Here is an 18,509-nt window from a genome sequence, read left to right as displayed (position 1 = left end):
AATCCGTTTCGGCGCTTCGTACGAAACAGGGGTGGCTTTTGTACGAAATTCATCGCACGCCCTGTTAATCCGGCCATTTTCCGACATCCGCACCGACGCAATACCGACGTCATACCGACGCGATGCCGATTGCGGTTTTTCTTGTTAACCAAAGGCTTACAGCCGATTCGCCCGGATCAGCCCCGGCGCGGCGTTCTCCGCCCGATCCGTTTGCGGAAATCCTCGACCAGATCGGCATAGTCCCGGTCCGCCTCGATCGCCAGTCGCCGCAGCCCGAAATGCACATGCGCCATTTGCTGGTAATAGCTGGTATAGGCGTAATTCGTCGCCGCCCCCGCCGCTGCGCCCAGTACCGGCACTGTCTGCGCCGCCAGTTTCTGGCCCAGCACAGTGGCCAGCCGCGGGGCCACCCGCGCGATCAGCCCATTGACCGTCGCCCCGGTCACCGCAACCCGCGTACTGAGAAAGGCAATGTCGGCCCCGTCATCGTGCTCCAGCGGTCCGGCAGCGGCGAAGACCTGCACGCAGTCGAATCTAACACCTTGTTCCTGTGGGGAAAATCCATGTTCAATCGCCACGTCCTGTATGGCGCGCAGCAAGACGGTTGTGGTCACCGGCAGTTCGGCCATGGCCGTGGGCAACCCGCCCCAGCCACCCGCCGCGCCCATGGCCGTGGTCACGACGCGGGTCATCCAGCCGGGGCTCTCCCCCACCACCCCGCGCGAGCGATGCGCCACCTCCATCGCGTTGACCAGCGCCTGCTCGGTCGCCTCGTTCAACCGGCCCCGTATCGCCGAAGGCAAGCGATCCAGCAGCCCTTCGGCCTGCCCGCCGATCAGGTTGAGCAATTGAATCCCGGCATTTGACGCCCGCGCATGACGTGCGGCCAAGGCATCCAGCCGCGCCGAAACCTCACCGGCATCTATTTGATTTTCAATGATTTCCATGTCGCACGCTCCCTCCGGCCACATATACAGAAGATCGTATAGCCCCCCGCCGATTTCAAGCGATGCGCGTGACCTTGCCACCCACCCCTTGCCACGCATCCGGCGTCAACGCGATCCCCAGCACACGGTCAGGGTTGGTGGGCGGCGGCATTTCAACCCCGACGAGCCGCCGGAACCCGAACCGCCCGTAATACGGCGCATCCCCGACCAGCAGCACCCTGTCCCAACCCTGCCGGGCCGCCAGATCGAGGCTTTCGCGGATCAACCAACCGCCCAACCCCTCACCCTGCCGGGTGGGGTGAACGGCCACCGGCCCCAGCAACAACGCCTGAACCGCTCCGATCCGAACCGGCCAGAACCGGATCGCCGCAGCAAGAATCCCGTTGCCATCGCGCGCCACAAGGCTGAGGCCCCGCACCGGCGGCACCCCGTCGCGCAAACGGTAGGACGACAAGGCCTCTCGCCCCGGCGCAAAGCACAGATCGTACAGCGCCTCGACCTCCCACCAGTCCTCTTCTGTTTCGGGGCGCAACTCGAACACCCTGCAACTCCTTGCGAAATCGGCTGGAATTGCGCGTAGCACGGCGCTAGGTCTTGCACAAACCCGGAAAACAAAGAGGCGCGCAATGTTTTACAAACCGCAGGACGGTCACGGATTACCGCATAACCCATTCAACGCAATCGTCACGCCACGCCCCATCGGCTGGATCTCGACTCGTGGCGCTGATGGTCGGGACAATCTGGCGCCCTATTCGTTTTTCAACGCCGTCGCCTATGTGCCGCCTCAGGTCATGTTCGCCTCGACCGGAGCGAAAGAAGATCGCGGCGACACCAAGGACAGCGTTGCCAATATCCGCGAAACCGGCGTGTTCTGCGTCAACATCGTGGAATACGCGATGTGCGACGCCATGAACCAAAGCTCGGGCCCATGGGACAAGGAGACAGATGAATTCGTAAAGGCCGGGCTGACCAGGGCCGAATGCGAAACCATCGCCTGCGCCCGCGTCGCCGCTGCCCCGGCCAACCTGGAATGCAAACTGACGCAGATCGTGCAACTGCCCGGTGAGGCGAATTTCACGGTTTTCGGCGAAGTCACAGGCGTCCATATGCGCGACGATTGCCTGAAGGACGGCAGGTTCGACGTGTTGTCCTTCAACCCGCTGTCACGGATGGGATATCGGGATTACACCGTCGTGCGAGAAGCCTTCAGCCTGAAGCGGCCGGACGAATAAACCGACCGCTTCATAATATTTTAATAGAAACAATGTTCACTTGCGCGGAACTGCCCCGGAAAACCCCGCACTTCGCACCCGGCGCAAGGCCGTTTGCAGATCCGATTGGGTGCGGAACGGCCCGGTGCGGATCACTGTGTAGGTCGTGCCATCGCGGGTGACTTTGGACAAACGCGCAGGCAATCCACGGTTCGCGATCCGTTCCGCCGCGCGGTGGGCATGCGTGGGATCGGCAAAGGCGCCGACATGCACATAGCGGTGGCTGGCCGCCTGCGGCACGGTTGCCGAAGCCGCCGAGCGGGTCGAGACAACCGCTTGTGCCGGGACGGCCTTGCGCTTGACCGGCTGGGCCTTCACGCGGCGTTCAGAACGAACGACACGCACCGGATCGGACACCACCTGTCCTCGGGTCGAGATGGTGACCCCTGCCGCGCGCTGTTCTTCGAAACTGGTGTAAGGGTAGCGCAAACCGGGATATTTATACGTTATATCGCGCCCGGTCGTTTTGTTGATCAGATACCGTGGCACCGTACTGGACCAGGCAACCTCCATCTGCGCCTTGCCTTCCAGCGTCTGATGCGCGCGATAGGGATTCAGGCGGTCATCGTCCCATACTTTCGTGTAGCCTTGAGGAATATAGGTGCCTCGGGCCTTTTGCTGTTCCTCATAGACATGGCGCGGGGCGATCCGAACCCGTTGCTGCGCCATCGAAGCCGAGCGCGGCACCGTGGCATAGCTGCGCGGTGAGGTATAATGCGGTGCCGTATATACCGGCGTCGCAGAGGTGGCCGCACTCTGACGGATCACGCGGACAGGACGGGTGCTGACACCGGAACCGCCGCCACCCTGAACATATGTCACATGCGGCGCGGTCTGCGGCCCACAACGCACATCCCCGCTTCCCATATATCGGCTGGACACTGCGGACCCACCCTGACAGGCAGAGGCCCCTGTCGTTTCGGCAGGAACGACCCGAACGGTCCGTGCTGGCGTTTTCACGGTTTTGGTGGATGCCGCCACCGTCGGCGCCGGTTTCACGACCCGAACCTTGCGTGCCGGAGCCGTTTGCACCTTGGTATTTCGCACGGTTTTGGGCGTCGTCGGCTTGGGTGTCGATTGCGCCTGCGCGACAGGTTTCTTGCGAACGGTCTCGGCGGTCGGCGCAACGGTTTTGGCCGTCTTGGCAGGGGCCAGCGTCGGCTGGAAGCCGCAAAGCACCTTGCGTCCCCGTGACATCCGGGGCACCCATGATACGTTTCCGTCGATCCCCGCCCGGATGAACACGCATCCGTTGCTGTCGACATATTGCCGACCAGTGTACGATGCCGGCGGAAATTCAGCAGGAACCTGTTGATCGGCCAAGGCCTGGGTCTGACCGAACCCGATACCGTAAGAGGCCGCGATCACCGCAATCGCCAGAACTCTTTTCACTCTCATACTTGCCCCCTGAGACAGTCGGGGGCAGAGTGCCTGATTTGTGCCAGCGAGTAAACAGTTTATCGCTTATTTAGTGCCATACATGCGATCACCCGCATCCCCTAGTCCCGGCACGATATATCCATGCTCGTTCAGACGCTCATCCAGGGCGGCCGTGACAATGGGGACATCGGGATGCGCCTCCTTCATCCGCGCAACTCCTTCGGGCGCGGCCAGAAGACACAGAAAGCGGATATGTTTCGCCCCCGATTGCTTGAGCAGATCGATCGCCGCGGCCGAAGAATTGCCCGTGGCCAGCATCGGATCGACGACAATCACCATGCGCTCGTCCAGATGCTCCGGCACCTTGTAGTAATATTGCACGGGTTTGAGCGTTTTCTCATCCCGATAAAGTCCCACAAACCCGACCCGCGCCGAGGGGATCAGTTCCAGCATGCCGTCCAACAGCCCGTTCCCCGCCCGCAGGATCGAGATCAGCGCCAGTTTGCGCCCGGCCAGAACAGGCGCATCCATTTCCTGCAACGGGGTGTCGATGCGGCGCGTGGTCATTTCCAGCTCGTAGGTGACCTCATATGCGAGCAACTGACTGATCTCGCGCAGAAGCTGACGAAACACCGCCGTCGACGTCGCCTTTTCTCGCATGATGGTCAGCTTGTGCTGCACAAGCGGATGGGTGACGACGGTCAGATGCTGTTTCATCGGCGGGTACCTTTCTGGCGCGTGCTGCGTTCCTGTCCTGTCATCTCAGAAAGCGGGCGCAAGGGCAACGGTCATACGCCTTACCGCACCGGCAGGAAACTGCGTCCTGGCCCTTGTGCGGGCACCCCCAGATGCGCCGCAACACTGGCCCCGACATCGGCAAAGCGCACCTTTCCGATCTCGCCCGCACCATATCCGGCCACCAGAACCGGAACGCGTTCGCGCGTGTGATCCGTACCCGGCCATGTGGGATCGTTGCCGTGATCGGCCGTCAGCAGCAACAGGTCGTCTTTCCTCAAACGCGGCAAGAGCGCACCGATCTGGCGATCGAACCACTCCAGAGCCTTTGCATAGCCTTCGACATCCCGGCGATGGCCATAAAGGCTGTCGAACTCGACAAAATTGGCGAAGGTCAGGCTGCCCTCCTCGGCATGGTCCACCGCCCTGAACAGATGCTCCATAAGCTCGGCATCCGAGCCCTTTGCAACATCGTCAATTCCCTGCATCGAGAAAATATCGCCAATCTTTCCAATGGCATGCACCCTGCGCCCGGCATCCTGCACCCAGTCGCACAAGGTCGGGACGGGCGGAGGGACGGCGAAATCCCGGCGGTTGGCGGTGCGGACAAAACCGCTTTCGGCGTCTCCGGTAAAGGGCCGGGCAATCACGCGGCCCACCCGCATCCGGTGCAGAACCGGCGCAACCGTGCGACAGAGGTGCAGAAGACGCTCCAGCCCGAAAACCTGTTCATGCGCCGCGATCTGGAACACGCTGTCAGCCGAGGTATAGCAGATCGGCCAGCCGCTGCGCAGATGCTCGGGGCCAAGCCGTGCGATGATCTCGGTGCCCGAGGCATGGCAATTGCCAAGGATACCCGCCACACCGGCGGCCTGCATGACTGCCCTGACCAGATCGTCGGGAAAGGCCGGTATCGTATCGGGAAAATAATGCCACTCCCAAGGCACGGGCACCCCCGCCAGTTCCCAATGCCCCGAGGGCGTGTCCTTGCCCTGCGAGACCTCGGTGGCACATCCCCACAAGCCCTGCGGTATGCTCCCAAGCCCCGGCGCATCGAGCCCCGAGGCCAACCTGATTGCCGCCCCCAGCCCCAGCCCGTCCAAAACCGGCATATGCAACCCATGCGGACAGGATTGTGCGATATGACCCACGGTATTCGCGCCGGTATCGGGTTTTTCGCTATTGAAAAACTCCCCGGCATCCGGCGCCCCGCCGATGCCAACTGAATCCATCACAACCAGAAACGCGCGAGGCATCAGCCCAGCCTTTCGTGGATCAGTGATCGCGTTTCGGGTTTTTCATCGGTGATCGTAATCGCCGCCATCAAGCGCTCAGCGACCCTGTCGGCCTGCTCGGGGCGGGCGGCATGGATGCGCAGCAACGGCTCGCCCCCGGCAACCTGCGTTCCGAGCGGCACGACCTTGTCCAACCCGACAGCAGGATCGACACGGTCACTTTCAACCTGCCGTCCGCCACCGAGACCGATCACCGCCAGCCCCATAGCTTCTCCATCCATCGCAGCGACATACCCGGCACGCGGGGCGGGCAGATCGCGGATCACCGTGGCCTCGGGCAACAAGCGTGCCCAGTCTTCGACAAAGCGCGTGGGCCCATCCATGGCCGCCACCATCCGGCCAAAACGTTCAGCAGCGCGACCGTCGGAAAGAACCGAAGCAATCCGGGCCCTCCCCTCCTCCTCCGTTGCAACCGCCTCGCCCAGAAACAACGCCTGACCGCCAAGTTCGATGCTGAGATCGGCGAGCGGGCCAGCCGCCTGCCCCGTCAACACGCGCATCGCCTCGGACACCTCAAGCGCATTGCCAAGCGCCGGGGCCAATGGTTGGTTCATATCGGTGATCATGGCGCTTGTCCTGCATCCGGCGGCATTGGCCACATCCACCAGCGCCGCGGCCAATGCCCGCGCATCCTGCGTGTGCTTCATGAACGCGCCCGAGCCTGTTTTGACATCCAGAACAAGCCCTTGCAGCCCTGCCGCCAGTTTCTTGGACAGGATCGAAGCGGTGATCAGATCAAGGCTTTCCACCGTCGCCGTCACATCGCGCACCGCGTAAAGCCGCCGGTCCGCCGGGGCCATATGGGCACTGGCGCTGACAATCGCGCAGCCCGCCTGCGAAACCACATGCCGAAAACGCGCCTCGTCCAGATCGACCGTGATCCCTGGAATTGCTTCCATCTTGTCGAGCGTACCGCCGGTATGCCCTAACCCCCGGCCCGAGATCATCGGCACGAAAGCCCCGCAGGCGGCAAGGGCGGGAGCCAGCACCAAACTGACGCAATCGCCCACTCCGCCCGTCGAATGCTTGTCGATCACCGGGCCGTCGCACTCCCAGTGCAGAACCGTTCCGCTGTCGCGCATGGCCAGTGTCAGCGCGACACGCCCCTCTTCTCCCAAACCGTTCAGCAAAACCGCCATGGCAAAGGCCCCGGCCTGTGCATCGCTGACATGACCATCGGCCAATCCCCGAGCGAACCATGTCAATTCGTCCGGCGCAGGTGTATGGCGATCACGGACCCTGGCGATGATCGTGCGCGCGTCCATCTCTCAGCCCCGCGGCAAGCTGGTCGAGGCGAAGGCGCCGGGCAGCAGCTCTTCCAGCGTCGCGGTAATCTGCCGACCGTTCACCGCTGCCATGATCACCGGTAAATCCGGATTTCCGAATTCCGCCAGTCGCTGGCGGCAGCCACCGCAAGGCCGGACGGGTTCGGGGCTGTCCGCAATGATTGCCACTTCGGTCAGCACCGTTTCTCCCGCGGCAACCATGGCGGCAACGGCTCCCGCCTCGGCACAGGTGCCCTCGGGATAGGATGCGTTTTCGACATTGCACCCGACATAGATTTCCCCCGAGGCAGCACGCACCGCCGCCCCAACCTTGAACCCCGAATACGGGGCATGGGCATTGTCACGCACAGCGCGGGCATGCTCGATCAATGTCATTGGCTGTTCCCTGCTTCATCCGCGGCGAGACCGCAAACCGGGTTTAACATTGCGTCTGACGATCGCAGGATGCAAGTTGTCCATGTATCACTACGCAGGCGGGATTGCGCACGCCAAAAAATAGTTTAACACTAAACTAAATGCTGCGAGGGAGGATTTCCATGACCGACAGCCACAAGGACAGCCTGCGTCAGGCGGCACTGACCTACCATGAGTATCCCAAACCTGGCAAACTGGAAATCCGCGCCACCAAGCCGCTGGCCAACGGTCGCGATCTGGCGCGGGCCTATTCCCCCGGCGTGGCCGAGGCCTGCCTCGAAATCAAGGACGACGCCGCAAACGCCAGCCGCTATACCGCGCGCAGCAATCTTGTGGCCGTGGTCACCAACGGATCGGCGGTGCTCGGGCTGGGAAATATCGGCGCGCTGGCCTCCAAACCGGTGATGGAAGGCAAGGCGGTTCTGTTCAAGAAATTCGCCGATATCGACTGTTTCGATCTGGAAGTGGACGAAAAAGACCCCGAGAAGCTGGCCGATATCGTCTGCGCCCTCGGACCGACCTTTGGCGCGATCAATCTGGAAGACATCAAGGCCCCCGACTGCTTCATCGTCGAAAAACTTTGCCGTGAACGCATGGATATTCCCGTCTTTCACGACGATCAGCACGGCACGGCCATCGTGGTGGGTGCGGCCGCCACCAATGCGCTGCATGTGGCAGGGAAGAAATTCGAGGATATCAAGATCGTCAGCACAGGCGGCGGGGCGGCGGGTATTGCCTGCCTGAACCTGCTGTTAAAACTGGGCGTCAAACGCAAAAACATCTGGCTGTGCGACATTCACGGGCTGGTCTACAAGGGCCGCACCGAGGACATGAACCCGCAGAAAGAGGCATTCGCACAGGACACGACCCTGCGCACACTCGACGATGTGATCGAAGGCGCGGACATGTTCCTTGGCCTGTCAGGCCCCAATGTTCTGAAGCCGGGGCATGTGAAAAAGATGACCGACCGGCCCATCGTTTTCGCCCTGGCGAATCCCACCCCAGAGATCATGCCCGACGAGGCGCGCAACGCCGCCCCCAACGCCATCATTGCCACCGGGCGCAGCGATTTTCCCAATCAGGTGAACAACGTGTTGTGCTTTCCCTTCATCTTTCGGGGCGCGCTGGATGTGGGAGCGACGGAAATCAACGACGCCATGCAGATCGCCTGTGTGGACGGCATCGCCGAGCTGGCGCGCGCCACCACCAGCGCCGAGGCTGCTGCGGCCTATCAGGGCGAACAGTTGAATTTCGGGGCCGATTACCTGATCCCCAAACCGTTCGATCCGCGCCTGTCGGGCATCGTCTCGACCGCCGTTGCCCGTGCCGCTATGGAGTCGGGCGTTGCCACGCGCCCGATAAAAGACCTGCATGCCTACAAGGGCAACCTGGACGCCAGCGTTTTCAAATCCGCCCTGCTGATGCGCCCGGTGTTCGAGGCCGCCGCGACAGCCTCGCGCCGGATCGTCTTTGCCGAAGGCGAAGACGAGCGCGTACTGCGCGCCGCGCAGGCCATTCTGGAGGAAACCACCGAACACCCTATCCTGATCGGACGACCTTCGGTGATCGACCGCCGCTGCGAACGCCTGGGGCTGGAAATCCGGCCCGGTCGCGATTTCAACGTGGTGAACCCCGAGGACGACCCGCGTTATCGCGATTACTGGGGCAGCTATCACGACCTGATGAAGCGCCGCGGGGTCACGCCTGATCTGGCCAAGGCTATCATGCGCACCAACAGTACCGCGATTGGCGCAGTGATGGTGCATCGAGACGAGGCCGACAGCCTGATCTGCGGGACATTCGGCGAATACCGCTGGCACCTGAACTATGTCACGCAGGTTCTGGGCAATCACGAATACCGTCCGCATGGCGCGCTGTCCTTGATGATCCTCGAAGATGGGCCCCTGTTCATTGCAGATACACATGTGCATTCTCTGCCCACGCCCGAACAGCTGGCCGAGGTCGCCATCGGCGCGGCCCGTCACGTGCGCCGGTTCGGGATCGAACCCAACGTCGCTTTCTGTTCGCAATCGCAATTCGGCAATCAGGCCGAAGGATCGGGGAAACGGCTTCGGGCCGCCTTGGAAATCCTCGATAGCAAAGCGCGCGATTTTGCCTACGAAGGAGAAATGAATGTCGATACGGCGCTCGACCCCGATTTGCGCGCGCGGCTTTTGCCCGACAACCGCATGCAGGGGGCGGCCAATATCCTGATCTTTGCCCATGCCGATGCGGCCTCGGGCGTGCGGAACATCCTCAAGATGAAGGCCGGCGGGCTGGAAGTGGGTCCGATCCTGATGGGAATGGGCAACCGCGCCCATGTGGTCAATCAGGGCATCACCGCACGCGGCTTGCTGAACATGGCAGCCATCGCGGGAACTCCTGTTGCCCATTACGGGTGAGTCGACAAAACATGGCGAATCTGGTTCGGGCGCAATAACGTGACTTTGCAGCGAGGCGATTTGCAGATTTGCAAAACTCGCTCACTTTTCCAAAAAAGCCCCTCACACCTAGGGGTTTGCAAAAATTTGCAAGCCAATTTCGCCATTTCCTGCAAATCTCCTGCGGTAATCTGTCCTGCAATGCGCCAACTCTCTTGCCGCAGCCCGATCCCCTCCGTAACACAACGGCACAAGACCGGAGGAGGATACCATGGCATACGAGGACATCTACGAAGGCTGGAAGCAGGACCCCGAAAGCTTCTGGATGGAACAGGCCCGGGCAATCGATTGGGACACCGCCCCCGGCAAAGCGCTGTTCGACAAGGGCGACAATCTTTACGAGTGGTTCTCCGACGGCATGGTCAATACCTGCTATAACGCCGTGGACCGCCACGTCGAGGCCGGACATGGCGCGCGCACGGCGATCATCCATGACAGCCCGATCACCGGCATCAAGCAAAAGATCAGTTACGCCCAACTGCGCTCGCGCGTGGCACGTCTGGCCGGGGCCTTGCGGGCCAAGGGGATCGAAAAGGGCGACAGGGTCATCATCTACATGCCGATGGTTCCCGAAGCGCTTGAGGCGATGCTGGCCTGCTCACGGCTCGGGGCGATCCACTCGGTGGTCTTTGGCGGGTTCGCTGCGCACGAACTGGCCGTGCGCATCGACGACGCCAAGCCCAAGGCGATCATCGCCGCCTCTTGCGGATTGGAACCGGGCCGCGTGGTACATTACAAACCGCTGCTGGACGGCGCAATCGACCAGGCCACACACAAACCCGATTTCTGCGTAATCTTCCAAAGGGAAGAGGAAGTCGCCCACCTGGAAGAAGGCCGCGACGTGGACTGGCACGCCTTCCAATACGGTGTCGAGATGGCGGATTGCGTTCCCGTCGAAGGCAACCATCCGGCCTATATTCTGTACACGTCCGGCACCACCGGCGCGCCCAAGGGCGTCGTTCGCCACACGGGCGGGCATCTGGTGGCCCTGAACTGGACGATGAAGAACATCTACAATGTCGATCCGGGCGACGTGTTCTGGGCCGCATCGGATGTGGGGTGGGTCGTGGGGCATTCCTACATCTGCTATGCGCCGCTGATCCACGGCAACACCACCATCGTGTTCGAGGGCAAACCGGTGGGCACGCCCGACGCGGGCACGTTCTGGCGCGTGATTTCCGAGCACAACGTGCGCAGCTTTTTCACCGCTCCCACGGCGTTCCGCGCGATCAAGCGCGACGATCCCAAGGGCGAGCTAATCAAGAATTACGACATTTCATGCCTGCGCGCGCTGTATCTGGCGGGCGAGCGCGCCGACCCCGACACCATCGAGTGGGCGCGCGATATCATGGGCGTCCCTGTCTATGACCACTGGTGGCAAACCGAAACCGGCTGGACCATCGCGGGAAACCCCGCGGGGATCGAGGCACTGCCGGTCAAGACCGGTTCACCGACCGTGGCGATGCCGGGCTATGACGTGCAAATCCTTGACGAGGCCGGTCATGAAATGCCCGCGGGGGAACTTGGGGCGATTGCCGTGAAACTCCCCCTGCCCCCCGGCACCCTGCCGACGCTCTGGAACGCCGAGGACCGGTTCCGCAAATCCTATCTGGACACCTTCCCCGGCTATTATGAAACCGGCGATGCAGGGATGAAGGACGAAGACGGCTATCTGTGGATCATGGCGCGCACCGATGACGTGATCAATGTCGCAGGCCATCGCCTGTCCACCGGCGGCATGGAAGAAGTTCTGGCAGCCCATCCCGACGTGGCCGAATGCGCCGTGATCGGTGTATCGGACGAATTGAAAGGGCAGTTACCGGTTGGCTTCCTGTGCCTGACCAAGGGTGTGAACCGCGACCATGCGGAAATCGTCAAGGAATGCGTCGCCATGGTGCGCGACCAGATCGGCCCGGTGGCGGCCTTCAAACTGGCCGTCGTGGTAGACCGCCTGCCGAAAACGCGTTCGGGCAAGATCCTGCGCGCAATCATGGTCAAGATCGCGGACGGGACCGAATTCAAGATGCCCGCCACCATCGACGATCCCGTGATTCTTGATGAAATCAAGGACGCGTTGCAAACCATCGGCTACGCCAAGGCCTGATACACACCCATGTCCGGGGCGCGCGATACCGCTGGCATGCCCCGGACATGGATACCCTTACACGAACTGTTCGCGCAGCAGGCGTTCTTCCAGGCCGTGGCCGGGATCGAACAGGATGCGATGCTCCACTTCGGATTCCGAACGGATTTCGACCCACAGGACATTTTCCACCCAGATACTGTCGGCATCGGCCATGACCGGGCGCTTCTCGGGATTGATTACGTCAAAGCGCACATGAGCCTTTTTCGGCAACAGCGCCCCGCGCCAGCGGCGCGGGCGGAATGCCGCAACGGCCGTCAGGGCCAGCACATCCGATCCGATGGGCAGGATCGGGCCGTGGGCGGAATAGTTGTAAGCCGTCGATCCGGCGGGCGTGGACACGAGCGCGCCGTCGCAAATCAGCTCTTCAAGCCGCAAACGCCCGTCGATCGTAATTCGCAGCTTGGCCGCCTGCGGCCCCGCGCGCAGCAACGAGACCTCGTTGATCGCCAGGGCCTCGTGCATGGTGCCATCCGCGCCTTGCGCCTTCATCGCCAAGGGGTTGATCACCTCTTCCTCGGCGGCGGACAGCCGTTCGCGCAGGTCGGTTTCGGAATATTCGTTCATCAAAAACCCGACAGTGCCCCGGTTCATGCCGTAGACAGGTGCGGTCAGATTTTGCGTGCCGTGCAGAGTTTGCAGCATGAACCCGTCCCCGCCAAGCGCCACGATCACGTCGGCCTCGTCCTCGGGCACATTGCCATAGCGCCCGATCAACGCCGCCCTGGCCGTCTGGGCCGAAGGCGCATCGCTGGCGACAAAGGCGATTTTTCTGTCCATCAGCGCACCGTCCTGTTTCCAAAGCGCGTCTTGTGGATCGGATCGAACCACATTTCCACCTGTTGTACCAGTAATGCCGGTACGACAAGCTCATTTGTCGCTTTAAAACCTTCCAAGCCCGCAGAGTTTCCGATAGGAAATCATCAAAGTCACACGGACGGAGTTGCCGCAATGCCTCATGATGGAAACCAGCCCTTTGTCTCCGAAGGGTTCTTTACCGAATCCCTTGCCACACGCGATCCCGAGATCGCCGAGGCCATCGGCCTGGAACTTGGCCGCCAACGCGACGAGATCGAACTGATCGCCAGCGAAAACATCGTCTCGGCCGCCGTGATGGAAGCCCAAGGCAGCGTAATGACCAACAAATACGCCGAGGGCTATCCCGGCCGGCGGTATTATGGCGGCTGCCAATTTGTTGATATTGCAGAAAATCTTGCCATCGAACGCGCCTGCAAGCTGTTCGACTGCGCATTCGCCAACGTACAGCCCAACTCGGGCAGCCAGGCCAATCAGGGCGTGTTCACCGCGCTGATCAAACCCGGCGATACCATCCTGGGCATGAGCCTCGATGCCGGTGGTCACCTGACGCACGGCGCTGCGCCCAATCAGTCGGGCAAGTGGTTCAATGCCGTGCAATACGGTGTGCGCAAGCAGGACAACCTGATCGACTACGATCAGGTCGAAGCGCTGGCCAAGGAACATAACCCCAAGCTGATCATTGCGGGCGGTTCGGCCATCCCGCGCCAGATCGACTTTGCCCGCATGCGCGAGATCGCCGACATGGTCGGGGCTTATCTGCATGTGGACATGGCGCATTTTGCCGGTCTGGTCGCTGCGGGCGAACATCCCTCGCCCTTCCCGCATGCGCATGTGGCCACGACGACCACGCACAAGACCCTGCGCGGCCCGCGTGGCGGCATGATCCTGACCAATGACGAGGCGATTGCCAAAAAGATCAACTCGGCCATCTTCCCCGGCATTCAGGGCGGCCCGCTGATGCATGTGATCGCCGGCAAGGCCGTGGCCTTTGGCGAGGCCCTGCGCCCCGAATTCAAGTCGTATATTCAACAGGTTGTGAAGAACGCGCAGGCGCTGAGCGATCAGTTGATCAAGGGCGGGCTGGATACCGTGACCCACGGCACCGATACCCATGTGCTGCTGGTCGACCTGCGGCCCAAGGGCGTCAAGGGTAACGCCACCGAGAAAGCACTTGGCCGGGCGCATATCACCTGCAACAAGAACGGCGTGCCGTTCGATCCCGAAAAGCCGACTGTCACCAGCGGTATCCGTCTGGGTTCGCCCGCAGGAACGACGCGCGGATTCGGTGAGGCCGAGTTCCGCCAGATCGCCGACTGGATCGTCGAAGTGGTCGACGGGCTGGCCGCGAATGGCGAAGAGGGCAACAGCGCGGTCGAGGAAAAAGTCAAAGGTGAAGTCGCGGAACTGTGCAAGCGCTTCCCGCTGTACCCGAACCTTTAAGCCACTGTTTCCGAAGTGAATTAATGCCCCGCGCGGTTTATTTGCGCGGGGCTTTTTCATGGCAGCGCACGGGACGGTAAGGTGATGTTAACCTGTTGCCTCCAGATTGGCTGCAATCAGATCGCACCGCGCCACCACAGAAAGGCCAGGATCACGGCGCCCAGCAGGATCAGGTTCAGCACGACGCTGCCCAGCACCGACAGGACCGCATCCTTGCGCCGTTCCTTCGGGTCGATGTCCTTGAGCGTATCGCGCAGCACGGTCATGTCCCGGTCAAGTGCGGCCTGATCGACCAGCCTCGCCAGTTTGGGATGCGCCAGTTTGGTCTGGGCGGATGTGATCCGGCGGCCCGCATTGCGCGCATAGCGCGGCAAGCGCCGCCCGGCCCGGCGCAGTTTCACCCCGAAGTCACGACCGCGCGTACCGAGACGGTCGCGCAAGAGCTGCTCCAGCTCGGTGACAGGGTCGGATAGTCTGTGCGGGTCGATCATCAATGCCTCCGGAAGATGCAGCATACCCCGCGGACGCAGCACACTCAACAGGGCTGGCGCACGGGCTTTGCCCCGGTTATCAACGGCTTATGCTGAACCTTATTCAACATGGCACAAAGACCGACCGGCCCGGATTGTTGATCGTTCACGGGCTTTACGGCTCGGCGCGAAACTGGGGCGTGATCGCGAAACGGCTGTCCGACGCACGGCAGGTGATCGCCGTGGACATGCGAAACCACGGGCTAAGTCCTTGGTATGATACACATTCCTACCCGGACCTTGCCGACGATCTGGCCGGGGTTTTACAAGATCTTGACGGGCCGTTCGATGTGCTGGGGCACTCGATGGGGGGGAAGGCGTCGATGGTGTTGGCGCTGACACGGCCCGAACTGGTGAACCGGCTGATCGTGGCAGATATTGCGCCTGTGACCTATACCCACACCCAGATACAGTATATCGACGCGATGAAAGCGGTCGATTTGTCGGATGTTGAAAAGCGTTCGGACGTGGCGGAGCAGTTGGAGGGGCTTGTCGACGATCCGACCCTGATCAGTTTTTTCACGCAATCCCTTGATATAAAAGAGAAAAAATGGCGTCTGAATTTGGATGTTCTGGCCGCCGAGATGCCGAATATCCTGTCGTTTCCCGATATGACCGGCAAACACTATGGCGGCCCTGCCCTGTTCCTTTCGGGGGCGGACTCGGAGTACGTGAAGCGGGAATATCACAATGAAATCAAATCGCTATTCCCCAAGGCGCAGTTCGCGAAAATCCCCGGTGCGGGGCATTGGCTGCATGCCGAGAAACCCCGCGAATTCGAGGCCGCGATCCGTACCTGGCTGGGCTGAGTTTCGTACGAAACGTACGAAGTGTACGCGCCTTTCGTACGAAAATCGCCACTCCAGCGGACAGATGCGCCCAACATGGACGCAATGGCCCGCTCAGTCGCCTGAATAGAGTTCCCGCGCGACCAGCCAGGCCACCGGAATCGCCGCAACGAATCCGGCGATGGAGGAATAGATCACAGGCATCGTGGTATCGTACCCGGCGACCAGCGCGGCAATCATCGCCGACCCGGCAAAGGTGGTGCCGATGAAAAGGTAAAGAATGAATCCCAAACGCAGCATGTCGTGCCCTCTTGGCTGGTAAAGCTCGCGCGTGGAGTCATGTTATCGAAACGCAATGTGGCGCACCTTGATCTGGGTCAGGTTCCGTCGCCATGCATCGCGCGCGCCACCAGCCACGCCACCGGAAAGGCCAGCAGGAATCCGGCCAGCACCGCGCCCGCCAGGGCCCATGCGCCGCCCTGCCCGATGACCAGCAACACGACGATGCCGACCCCGGCAAGGGTGGCGCCGATGAACAGGTGCAGGATGATCGTCAGCCAGAGCATGAGCCTCTCTCGTTTTGTTTTGCATGCACGCCAGGGGCCGCGACGGGTGCAGCAGACGATCTGCATGGCGCGGCCCCGGACTGCGCGCGGTCAGCGCTTCTTGACGAACTCGGTCAGGATGACGATGCGCTGCCCTTCGACGCGGCCCTCGATATGGGCGGGGTTGTCGGGGACGAGGGAGATGTTGCGCACCGCCGTGCCACGCTTGGCGGTAAAGCCCGCGCCCTTGACCGGCAGGTCCTTGATCAGAACCACGGTATCGCCCTGCATCAGTGGCGCGCCGTTGCTGTCGCGGTGGCCGCTGTCCTGCGGGACGTTGTCGGCCCATGCGCGGATGTCGTCCTCGAGCCAGAGCTGATCGGCCAGATCCTGTGCCCAGCCGTGCTCGGGCGAGAGGCGGGCCAGCATCCGGGCGGCCAGCACCTGCGTGGCCGGGTCTTCGGACCACATGGAGGACGCAAGGCAGCGCCAGTGATCCGGATCGGGCGTGCCGTCGATCTGCTCGGCGCAGGTGGCGCAAATGTGGGCGGTGGCCTCTTCCGGCCCGCCGGGCACGGGATAAGCGATCAGCGGGGCATCAGAGGAGCACAGGGCGCAGGGCATGGCAGATATCCGGGATAGTTGAGATACCTGCGGTATAGGCGATGCGAACGGGGGAATAACAGGGAAAACAACCCCGTGGGGCGCAGAAGGGCAAGGATGGCGGCCTGCCTGCTACGGGAAGGCATTATATCGGCCGCATGCGTGCAAACCCGTCCTGCCCCGCGCGACCTGCGCGGGGGCGGTATCGGATGCCGCGTGGCTCAGACCCGGGGCGCGTCAGACTTCGCGCGCGTCGGGGTCGGGCATCAGGCTGCCCTTGCGCCGTGTGTGATCGAAATAGGGATCGTCCCGTTTAATCCAGCGCGACACCACATAGGACACAGGCCATGTCAGCACGAGCCCGAGCAGGATCGCCCCGGCGATGGCAGGCCAGCTGTAGTAGCCCAGACCCAGAACGACGGTCAGGAAGCTGCCGGTCAGGGTGGGGCCCACGGCAAGGATGAGAACAAGGCTCAGTCTGTCCATTTGAGGACCTCCTTTCGTCTCAATCCTTTAGATATGGGGGCTGCGGGGCGGCGATGCCACGAATCTCAAGCAGACGTGAGGGAATGTGCCCGCCACCCCTGCGCTGTTATTCGATCCCGAGGATATCCTTGGCCTGCCCCAGCGTTTCGACCGAGGCCGCGTGATCGCCCGCGGCGTGCAGTTCTTCGCCCTCGGCGCGCAGGGCCTCGACCTCGGCCAGTTGCTCGTCCGAAAGCTGCGCGGTTTCCAGCGCCGCGTCGATCCTGGACATGTCCATCGGGCACTGGCTGGCCACGGCCGGAGCCGCGATCAGGGCAAGGATGGCGGTGAATGCAAGATGTTTCATTGGTTGGTCCTCCCGTTTTGGTTGGTATTTAGGGAGATAGGACGGCGGAGGGGGGAGACGAACGGATCGGCGGGATGGTGCCGAGGGCGATGGGTGGTGCGCCAGTTGGCCGGAGGGTGGGCGCCGGACGATACGATGCATTCGGATCGACCAGCCGGGGCAAAGCCGGCGCGCGCCCGAACGTCGGCGTTCTCGGAGAATACACGTAGATTTCTTTAAGATCCCAGCGTTAACTAGACATCAATTGGTGGGTTCTTTCTTACTAGCCAATCTGGAATTTCACTTACTGCGCGAAATTCATCAAGTTCGGCATAACGTCTTTGCTCCAAGAGCAATTGCTTCTTTCCAGACACACGCTCCATTTCCGATTTTCCAAGGTAGAGCGCCTTTAGAAAACGCCGCTCGTCGTCGAGTGGCGGTATGGGATGAGTGACAAGTGTAGTGTCAAAGTGTTCATGGGCGACCCACTTTAGTACATCGGCAATTGACGTAAGCGCATCTTCAACTGCTGCTCTACTGGCCTTTTCGAGTTTCGCTTTGCGTGCTTTGTAGTCTAGATCACTATGAGCAATCCTCTTGTTCGACCAATCCCGCGCGAAACTCGCTGCTCTTTCCGCTTGGTTAACTAGTTTCCTCAATGTGTTATCCGAACAATCAAAATAGCGAGAAAGCCCTTTCGTGGTTACTGAGAGATGCTTACCGCGCTGTTTCTCATAAGGGTCGGTCAATTTTCGCAGGTTTAAAAGAGTGCGTTCAAACAGAACTCTTTCAAGAGTTTGTGCTGTCAGTCCTGAAATTTCATTCAGCAAATCAACCGTTTCTTTATTTGTGCCAAATAGTGATCGGTAAAGTCGCCACTCTATCCGCGCTGTGTAGAGCTCATGCAGCAAAAGGTCATAGTACTCTTTGGCGCCTCCCATATCAGTTCCCCCCAAAAACCTTCCAAATTGAAATGAACCAAGCGCAAGTAAAAACCAAGCGCGAACATAATCTTAAAACTCTTCTCAAAAATTGCATGATTGCATGATTGTATCTTCTCA

At 61.2% G+C, this 18,509-nt stretch carries 20 protein-coding genes; 5 read left to right on the top strand and 15 right to left on the bottom strand.

The genetic code is table 11. From position 1 onward, the window contains the following. Positions 1-176 precede the first annotated feature (176 nt). Positions 177-947: an EcsC family protein gene (locus BUB53_RS10590; RefSeq protein WP_073034738.1), complete on the bottom strand. Its 771-nt coding sequence runs from the start codon at positions 945-947 to the stop codon at positions 177-179. A gap of 55 nt (positions 948-1,002) precedes the next feature. Next, positions 1,003-1,488 (bottom strand): GNAT family N-acetyltransferase, encoded by a 486-nt coding sequence (locus tag BUB53_RS10585; protein ID WP_073034737.1) that lies wholly within the window; start codon positions 1,486-1,488, stop codon positions 1,003-1,005. 85 nt (positions 1,489-1,573) lie between these two features. Here BUB53_RS10585 and BUB53_RS10580 point away from each other — a divergent pair, with 85 nt between their 5' ends. Then, complete coding sequence (locus BUB53_RS10580) at positions 1,574-2,179, top strand: flavin reductase family protein (RefSeq protein WP_073034736.1); 606 nt, start codon at positions 1,574-1,576, stop codon at positions 2,177-2,179. 36 nt (positions 2,180-2,215) lie between these two features. On the opposite strand, the gene BUB53_RS10575 is transcribed toward BUB53_RS10580, so the two are convergent. The 5 genes from BUB53_RS10575 to BUB53_RS10555 all read right to left on the bottom strand — a co-directional run bounded on the left by BUB53_RS10575 (position 2,216) and on the right by BUB53_RS10555 (position 7,289). After that, on the bottom strand, positions 2,216-3,616 hold the full coding sequence (locus tag BUB53_RS10575) for an SPOR domain-containing protein (RefSeq protein ID WP_073034735.1): 1,401 nt from the start codon (positions 3,614-3,616) through the stop codon (positions 2,216-2,218). A gap of 66 nt (positions 3,617-3,682) precedes the next feature. Continuing rightward, the gene (gene upp, locus BUB53_RS10570; protein WP_073034734.1) at positions 3,683-4,315 is read right to left on the bottom strand and encodes a uracil phosphoribosyltransferase; all 633 of its coding nucleotides are present in this window, start codon (positions 4,313-4,315) and stop codon (positions 3,683-3,685) included. 80 nt (positions 4,316-4,395) lie between these two features. Continuing rightward, entirely contained in the window at positions 4,396-5,589 is a 1,194-nt protein-coding gene (locus BUB53_RS10565) for a phosphopentomutase (protein ID WP_073034733.1), read from the bottom strand. Beyond that, positions 5,589-6,893: a thymidine phosphorylase gene (locus tag BUB53_RS10560; protein ID WP_073034732.1), complete on the bottom strand. Its 1,305-nt coding sequence runs from the start codon at positions 6,891-6,893 to the stop codon at positions 5,589-5,591. The genes BUB53_RS10565 and BUB53_RS10560 overlap by 1 nt, the downstream gene beginning before the upstream one ends. Positions 6,894-6,896: 3 nt before the next feature. Beyond that, positions 6,897-7,289 carry a cytidine deaminase gene (locus BUB53_RS10555; RefSeq protein WP_073034731.1) on the bottom strand — a complete coding sequence of 131 codons (393 nt, stop codon included), beginning with the start codon at positions 7,287-7,289 and terminating at the stop codon, positions 6,897-6,899. A gap of 161 nt (positions 7,290-7,450) precedes the next feature. On the opposite strand from BUB53_RS10555, the gene BUB53_RS10550 reads away from it, so the two are divergent. Together BUB53_RS10550 and prpE are read left to right on the top strand one after the other, a co-directional pair. After that, on the top strand, positions 7,451-9,730 hold the full coding sequence (locus BUB53_RS10550) for an NADP-dependent malic enzyme (protein ID WP_073034730.1): 2,280 nt from the start codon (positions 7,451-7,453) through the stop codon (positions 9,728-9,730). Between the two features lie 250 nt (positions 9,731-9,980). Beyond that, entirely contained in the window at positions 9,981-11,873 is a 1,893-nt protein-coding gene (gene prpE, locus BUB53_RS10545) for a propionate-CoA ligase PrpE (RefSeq protein ID WP_073034729.1), read from the top strand. A 57-nt stretch (positions 11,874-11,930) separates the two neighbouring features. Here prpE and BUB53_RS10540 read toward each other — a convergent pair whose 3' ends face one another. Next, complete coding sequence (locus tag BUB53_RS10540) at positions 11,931-12,692, bottom strand: NAD kinase (RefSeq protein WP_073034728.1); 762 nt, start codon at positions 12,690-12,692, stop codon at positions 11,931-11,933. A gap of 171 nt (positions 12,693-12,863) precedes the next feature. Here BUB53_RS10540 and glyA point away from each other — a divergent pair, with 171 nt between their 5' ends. Further along, a complete protein-coding gene (gene glyA / locus BUB53_RS10535) occupies positions 12,864-14,171 on the top strand; it encodes a serine hydroxymethyltransferase (RefSeq protein ID WP_073034727.1) in 1,308 nt (435 codons plus the stop codon). A 116-nt stretch (positions 14,172-14,287) separates the two neighbouring features. Here glyA and BUB53_RS10530 read toward each other — a convergent pair whose 3' ends face one another. Next, the gene (locus BUB53_RS10530; RefSeq protein WP_073034913.1) at positions 14,288-14,662 is read right to left on the bottom strand and encodes a hypothetical protein; all 375 of its coding nucleotides are present in this window, start codon (positions 14,660-14,662) and stop codon (positions 14,288-14,290) included. An 89-nt stretch (positions 14,663-14,751) separates the two neighbouring features. On the opposite strand from BUB53_RS10530, the gene BUB53_RS10525 reads away from it, so the two are divergent. After that, entirely contained in the window at positions 14,752-15,510 is a 759-nt protein-coding gene (locus BUB53_RS10525) for an alpha/beta fold hydrolase (protein ID WP_073034726.1), read from the top strand. A 93-nt stretch (positions 15,511-15,603) separates the two neighbouring features. On the opposite strand, the gene BUB53_RS10520 is transcribed toward BUB53_RS10525, so the two are convergent. The 6 genes from BUB53_RS10520 to BUB53_RS22465 form a co-directional block, all read right to left on the bottom strand. After that, positions 15,604-15,789: a CTP synthetase gene (locus tag BUB53_RS10520; protein ID WP_073034725.1), complete on the bottom strand. Its 186-nt coding sequence runs from the start codon at positions 15,787-15,789 to the stop codon at positions 15,604-15,606. A 77-nt stretch (positions 15,790-15,866) separates the two neighbouring features. Continuing rightward, complete coding sequence (locus BUB53_RS10515; protein WP_073034724.1) at positions 15,867-16,055, bottom strand: hypothetical protein; 189 nt, start codon at positions 16,053-16,055, stop codon at positions 15,867-15,869. 90 nt (positions 16,056-16,145) lie between these two features. Further along, positions 16,146-16,658 carry a PhnA domain-containing protein gene (locus tag BUB53_RS10510; protein WP_073034723.1) on the bottom strand — a complete coding sequence of 171 codons (513 nt, stop codon included), beginning with the start codon at positions 16,656-16,658 and terminating at the stop codon, positions 16,146-16,148. 216 nt (positions 16,659-16,874) lie between these two features. Beyond that, on the bottom strand, positions 16,875-17,123 hold the full coding sequence (locus BUB53_RS10505) for a hypothetical protein (RefSeq protein WP_073034722.1): 249 nt from the start codon (positions 17,121-17,123) through the stop codon (positions 16,875-16,877). 106 nt (positions 17,124-17,229) lie between these two features. Then, the gene (locus BUB53_RS10500) at positions 17,230-17,469 is read right to left on the bottom strand and encodes a hypothetical protein (protein WP_073034721.1); all 240 of its coding nucleotides are present in this window, start codon (positions 17,467-17,469) and stop codon (positions 17,230-17,232) included. A gap of 233 nt (positions 17,470-17,702) precedes the next feature. Beyond that, positions 17,703-18,389: an AbiU2 domain-containing protein gene (locus BUB53_RS22465; RefSeq protein ID WP_143163189.1), complete on the bottom strand. Its 687-nt coding sequence runs from the start codon at positions 18,387-18,389 to the stop codon at positions 17,703-17,705. Positions 18,390-18,509: the final 120 nt, after the last annotated feature.

The sequence above is a fragment of the Roseovarius pacificus genome (assembly GCF_900142665.1).
GTDB lineage: Bacteria > Pseudomonadota > Alphaproteobacteria > Rhodobacterales > Rhodobacteraceae > Roseovarius > Roseovarius pacificus.
Note: the sequence above shows the minus strand (reverse complement) of the source record. Positions and strands in the feature narration are given on the sequence as shown.

Excerpts from the sequence above, each read along its gene's own strand:
- BUB53_RS10590 (WP_073034738.1), bottom strand. The coding sequence starts at position 947 with ATGGAAATCATTGAAAATCAAATAGATGCCGGTGAGGTTTCGGCGCGG.
- BUB53_RS10580 (WP_073034736.1), top strand. The coding sequence starts at position 1,574 with ATGTTTTACAAACCGCAGGACGGTCACGGATTACCGCATAACCCATTC.
- BUB53_RS10575 (WP_073034735.1), bottom strand. The coding sequence starts at position 3,616 with ATGAGAGTGAAAAGAGTTCTGGCGATTGCGGTGATCGCGGCCTCTTAC.
- upp (WP_073034734.1), bottom strand. The coding sequence starts at position 4,315 with ATGAAACAGCATCTGACCGTCGTCACCCATCCGCTTGTGCAGCACAAG.
- BUB53_RS10565 (WP_073034733.1), bottom strand. The coding sequence starts at position 5,589 with ATGCCTCGCGCGTTTCTGGTTGTGATGGATTCAGTTGGCATCGGCGGG.
- BUB53_RS10560 (WP_073034732.1), bottom strand. The coding sequence starts at position 6,893 with ATGGACGCGCGCACGATCATCGCCAGGGTCCGTGATCGCCATACACCT.
- BUB53_RS10555 (WP_073034731.1), bottom strand. The coding sequence starts at position 7,289 with ATGACATTGATCGAGCATGCCCGCGCTGTGCGTGACAATGCCCATGCC.
- BUB53_RS10550 (WP_073034730.1), top strand. The coding sequence starts at position 7,451 with ATGACCGACAGCCACAAGGACAGCCTGCGTCAGGCGGCACTGACCTAC.
- prpE (WP_073034729.1), top strand. The coding sequence starts at position 9,981 with ATGGCATACGAGGACATCTACGAAGGCTGGAAGCAGGACCCCGAAAGC.
- BUB53_RS10540 (WP_073034728.1), bottom strand. The coding sequence starts at position 12,692 with ATGGACAGAAAAATCGCCTTTGTCGCCAGCGATGCGCCTTCGGCCCAG.
- glyA (WP_073034727.1), top strand. The coding sequence starts at position 12,864 with ATGCCTCATGATGGAAACCAGCCCTTTGTCTCCGAAGGGTTCTTTACC.
- BUB53_RS10530 (WP_073034913.1), bottom strand. The coding sequence starts at position 14,662 with ATGATCGACCCGCACAGACTATCCGACCCTGTCACCGAGCTGGAGCAG.
- BUB53_RS10525 (WP_073034726.1), top strand. The coding sequence starts at position 14,752 with ATGCTGAACCTTATTCAACATGGCACAAAGACCGACCGGCCCGGATTG.
- BUB53_RS10520 (WP_073034725.1), bottom strand. The coding sequence starts at position 15,789 with ATGCTGCGTTTGGGATTCATTCTTTACCTTTTCATCGGCACCACCTTT.
- BUB53_RS10515 (WP_073034724.1), bottom strand. The coding sequence starts at position 16,055 with ATGCTCTGGCTGACGATCATCCTGCACCTGTTCATCGGCGCCACCCTT.
- BUB53_RS10510 (WP_073034723.1), bottom strand. The coding sequence starts at position 16,658 with ATGCCCTGCGCCCTGTGCTCCTCTGATGCCCCGCTGATCGCTTATCCC.
- BUB53_RS10505 (WP_073034722.1), bottom strand. The coding sequence starts at position 17,123 with ATGGACAGACTGAGCCTTGTTCTCATCCTTGCCGTGGGCCCCACCCTG.
- BUB53_RS10500 (WP_073034721.1), bottom strand. The coding sequence starts at position 17,469 with ATGAAACATCTTGCATTCACCGCCATCCTTGCCCTGATCGCGGCTCCG.
- BUB53_RS22465 (WP_143163189.1), bottom strand. The coding sequence starts at position 18,389 with ATGGGAGGCGCCAAAGAGTACTATGACCTTTTGCTGCATGAGCTCTAC.